Annotated in this window: 2 protein-coding genes and 1 pseudogene; all 3 read left to right on the plus strand. The window is 62.0% G+C overall.

Annotated elements, in window-relative coordinates; all coding sequences use genetic code 11:
• Nucleotides 1–245 (plus strand): annotated as a pseudogene (locus ABYW26_RS11460) (glutamate dehydrogenase); the annotation flags it as partial.
• Nucleotides 246–306: 61 nt separating this feature from the next.
• Nucleotides 307–2259: a DNA primase gene (gene dnaG, locus ABYW26_RS11465; RefSeq protein ID WP_372605013.1), complete on the plus strand. Its 1953-nt coding sequence runs from the start codon at nt 307–309 to the stop codon at nt 2257–2259.
• Between the two features lie 126 nt (nt 2260–2385).
• The coding region (rpoD, locus tag ABYW26_RS11470) for an RNA polymerase sigma factor RpoD (RefSeq protein WP_372605015.1) at nt 2386–4090 on the plus strand (1705 nt) is incomplete at its 3' end.

Here is a 4090-nt window from a genome sequence, read left to right on the forward strand (position 1 = left end):
TGGAAAACCTGTCCGTGGCCTTGGGCAAAACATGGTCGCCAACCCCGCATTTCAAGGAAAAATACCTGCGCGGCGCGGATGAACTGGAACTGGTGCGCTCGGGGTTGGATGACACGATGCGCACCGCTTACCAGTCGATGCGCGAGGTCTGGCACAGCCGCAACGACGTGGCTGACCTGCGCACGGCGGCCTATCTGGTCGGGATCGAACGGGTGGCGACCAGCTATCGCGCCAAAGGGTTGTGAAAACCGGCGGCGGCCCCGAGTCATCTGGACTCTGGCCGCCGCTCAGCCAATATAGTTTGTCATGAGCCTGCCTCCCGGATTCCTTGACGAATTGCGCACGCGCACGTCCCTGTCTCAGGTCGTGGGTCGCAAGGTCATGTGGGATCAGCGCAAGTCGAATCCCGGCAAAGGTGACATGTGGGCGCCATGCCCGTTCCATCAGGAAAAATCGGCTAGCTTTCACGTCGATGACCAAAAAGGTTATTATTATTGCTTCGGCTGCCACGCCAAGGGCGACGCGATCAGCTTTGTCCGCGAGACCGAGAATGTCGGCTTCATGGAAGCGGTCGAGATTCTGGCGGGCGAGGCCGGGATGCCGATGCCGGAACGCGATCCGCGCGCGGTGGAAAAGGCCGATCACCGCAGCCTGCTGATCGGGGTGATGGAGCAGGCGGTGCAGTTCTTTCGCCTGCAACTGAAAACCGCCGCCGCCGCCCCGGCGCGGGACTATCTGGCGCGGCGTGGCCTGTCCGAGGCGGCGCTGGACCGCTGGGAGATCGGCTTTGCCCCGCCGGGTTGGCAGAACCTGTGGGACCATCTGACCGGCAAGGGCGTGGCGCCCGAGCTGATCCTTGGCGCCGGTCTGGCCAAGCCGTCGGACAAGGGCCGCAATCCCTATGATGTGTTTCGTGACCGGATCATGTTCCCGATCCGCGACGCGCGCGGGCGGGCGATTGCCTTTGGTGGTCGCGCCATGGACCCGACCGAAAATGCGAAATACCTGAACAGCCCCGAGACCGATCTGTTCGACAAATCCCGAACCCTGTTCAATCACGCCCGCGCCCGCGAGGCGACCGGCAAGGGTCAGCCTTTGATCGTGGCCGAGGGCTATATGGACGTGATCGCCCTGTCCGAGGCCGGGTTCGGCGCGACTGTCGCGCCTTTGGGCACGGCGGTGACGGATCAGCAATTGCACATGCTGTGGCGGATCAGCCCGGAACCGATCATCGCGCTGGACGGCGACAAGGCCGGTCTGAACGCGGCGCTGCGGGTGATGGATCTGGCGCTGCCGCTGGTCGAGGCCGGGCAGGGGCTGCGCTTTGCCCTGATGCCGCAGGGGCAGGACCCGGACGATGTGATCCGCGCCGGTGGCGCGACGGCGATGCAAAGCCTGATCGCCGCCGCGCGCCCGATGGTCGATCTGCTGTGGCAACGCGAGACCGAAGGCCGCAATTTCGACAGCCCCGAGCGCAAGGCAGCGCTGGACAAGGACCTGCGCGCGACGATCGCCCGGATCAAGGACCCGTCGATCCGCGGCCATTATGGCGAAGAGATCAAGCGCCTGCGTTGGGAACTGTTCGGCCAGCGCAAAACGCCTCAGCGCCCGGGCAAATGGCGCCCCGGCAAGAAACAACCGGCACCGGCGCAGGCCAGCACGAAAAGCTCGGTTCTGGTGTCCGCCGCCGCCGGCTTTGGCCATGAACTGCGCGAGGCGGTTATTCTGGCGACCTTCATCAGCCATCCGGCGCTGATGGAGGAATTTGTCAGCGAACTGGAAGGTCTGGTTTGTCATGCCGCCGATCACCGGCGCATTCAGGCGGAATTGCTGCGGCAGTTGGGCCAGACCGATGTCGAGACGCTGAAGCGCGATCTGGCGCAGGTGGTGGGCGAGGCGCCTCTTGAAAAGCTGTTTGCCCTGCGCCATGTGCAGATAGCGCCGCCGATGCAGGACCCGGACAACATTGAAAAGGCCCGGTTGTGTCTGGCCGAAGAACTGGCCAAGCTGGACGCGGAACGCGGTGCCATCCGCGAAATCGAAGACGCGATCCACGATATGCAGGGTTTGGTGGACGAAGGGCTGACATGGCGGCTGAGCCAAGCCGCCGAAGCGCGCAACCGCGCCGGGCGTGGTGATACGGAAGACAAGGGAGAATATGACATCGGCCCCAACGGTGCCCGGATCAGCCGGGACGAACGCAGCGCCTTCGATGCGCTGCTGGGGCAGATCGACTTTGGCAAGGGCCGGCGGAGGTGACCGTGACGGCGCTGGCAGGAAACGCTAAAGAATCACAGGTAGACGGGTGTGCAGGCGCGTGATTCGCGCTATTGATTCGGTTCAACCGAGGGACCGAATCAGCTTCCCCGCCCTAAGGAGCAGAGAATGGCCGCAAAAGACACCGACGACAGCAAGCAGCAGGACGATCAGGATCAGGAGATGGCTCTGGACATGAGCCAGGCCGCGGTCAAGAAGATGATCGCCGAGGCGCGCGAGCGTGGGTATATCACCTACGAACAACTCAATCAGGTGCTGCCGCCGGATCAGGTTGCCTCGGAACAGATCGAGGACGTGATGTCGATGCTGTCCGAAATGGGCATCAACATCATCGAAGAGGAAGAGGCCGACGAGGATGACTCGAAATCCGGCGGCGCTCTGACCGAAACCTCGAATTCGCGTGAACTCGCGGTTTCCACCTCTGAAACCGAAAAGCTGGACCGCACCGATGACCCGGTGCGCATGTATCTGCGCGAGATGGGCAGCGTCGAGTTGCTGTCGCGCGAGGGCGAAATCGCCATCGCCAAGCGCATCGAGGCCGGCCGCAACACCATGATCGCCGGTCTGTGCGAAAGCCCGCTGACCTTTCAGGCCATCACCATCTGGCGCGACGAACTTCTCAGCGAAGACATTCTGCTGCGCGATGTGATCGATCTGGACGCGACCTTTGGCCGCTCGATCGAAGAAGACGGCGAAGACGACAGCCCGGTTGTGGTCAACGGTCTGGACGCCACCGGCGTCGGGGCCGAGCAAAAGAAAGACGACACGCCGGAACTGGATGCGGACGGCAACCCGATCAGTTCGGATGATGACGACGAAGATGACGAACAGGCCAACATGTCGCTGGCCGCGATGGAAGCCGCGCTGAAACCGCGCGTGCTGGAGACGCTGGACCTGATCGCCCGCGATTACACGCTGCTGGCCGATATGCAGGATCAACGGATGTCGGCGACGCTGAACGAGGACGGGTCGTTCTCGGCCACCGAAGAATCCGCCTATCAAAAGCTGCGCTCGGAAATCGTCGAGCTGGTGAATGAACTGCACCTGCACAACAACCGCATTGAGGCGCTGATTGACCAGCTTTATGGCATCAATCGCAAGATCATGCAGATCGACAGCGCCATGGTGAAACTGGCCGATCAGGCCCGGATCAACCGCCGTGAATTCGTCGACGAATATCGCGGCTATGAACTGGACCCCGCCTGGATGGAGCGCATGGCCGAGAAAGCCGGTCGCGGCTGGCAGGCGCTGATCGAACGCTCGGCCGACAAGGTCGAGGAACTGCGCAACGACATGGCTCAGGTCGGGCAATATGTCGGCGTCGATATCAGCGAATTCCGCCGGATCGTGCAGCAGGTCCAGAAGGGCGAGAAAGAGGCGCGTCAGGCCAAGAAAGAAATGGTCGAGGCCAACCTGCGTCTGGTGATCTCGATCGCCAAGAAATACACCAACCGCGGCCTGCAATTCCTTGATCTTATTCAGGAAGGCAACATCGGCCTGATGAAGGCGGTCGACAAGTTCGAATACCGCCGCGGCTATAAATTCTCGACCTATGCGACATGGTGGATCCGTCAGGCGATCACTCGCTCGATCGCGGATCAGGCCCGCACCATCCGTATTCCGGTGCACATGATCGAAACGATCAACAAGCTGGTCCGCACCGGTCGCCAGATGCTGCACGAAATCGGCCGCGAACCGACGCCCGAGGAACTGGCTGAAAAGCTGCAAATGCCGCTGGAAAAGGTCCGCAAGGTGATGAAGATCGCCAAGGAACCGATCAGCCTTGAAACCCCGATCGGCGACGAGGAAGACA

The sequence above is a fragment of the Actibacterium sp. genome (assembly GCF_041584535.1).
Classification (GTDB): domain Bacteria; phylum Pseudomonadota; class Alphaproteobacteria; order Rhodobacterales; family Rhodobacteraceae; genus Actibacterium_D.

Coding starts and splice junctions, on each gene's coding strand:
- dnaG (WP_372605013.1), top strand. CDS start 307: ATGAGCCTGCCTCCCGGATTCCTTGACGAATTGCGCACGCGCACGTCC.